Genomic DNA, 400 nt, shown 5'->3' on the forward strand with positions numbered 1-400 from the left:
GGCGTTAAGTGGAATTAGAAATGAATACCGAAGAAATACTTATCGAGTTCGATAAGCTTGATAGAAAACAACGCATTTCCCGATGGGTAAATGCTGTTTCTGGATTGTTGCTAATCGTAGTGGCGTTTTACCTGATTGGAGATCATGATCTCGGATATAGGGATAATTTTAGCTTAGGAAACGTAATTATGCCGATGGGAGGTTTCTTGCTAGGGTATACGTTTTCAAATTGGTCAGGCAGCTCATCACATAAACTTTTAAGGAAAACTGTCCTGAGAATTCAAGATGCCGGTAGCCGCACTTAGTATATGACTTCGGGTCACTTAACAATCCAAGGCAGCGGGACATATTTTGCTTCGCTGCGCTCAAAACGCAAAATATGCCCCTGCTTGGGGTGTTA

Annotated in this window: 1 protein-coding gene; it reads left to right on the top strand. The window is 42.0% G+C overall.

Translation table 11 applies throughout. The features are described 5' to 3' along the window. The first annotated feature begins 20 nt into the window (after positions 1–20). A complete protein-coding gene (locus DKW72_RS16480) occupies positions 21–305 on the top strand; it encodes a hypothetical protein (RefSeq protein WP_157960529.1) in 285 nt (94 codons plus the stop codon). Positions 306–400: the final 95 nt, after the last annotated feature.

The organism is Marinimicrobium alkaliphilum (assembly GCF_003259155.1).
GTDB lineage: Bacteria > Pseudomonadota > Gammaproteobacteria > Pseudomonadales > Cellvibrionaceae > Marinimicrobium_A > Marinimicrobium_A alkaliphilum.

Excerpts from the sequence above, each read along its gene's own strand:
- DKW72_RS16480 (WP_157960529.1), top strand. The coding sequence starts at position 21 with ATGAATACCGAAGAAATACTTATCGAGTTCGATAAGCTTGATAGAAAA.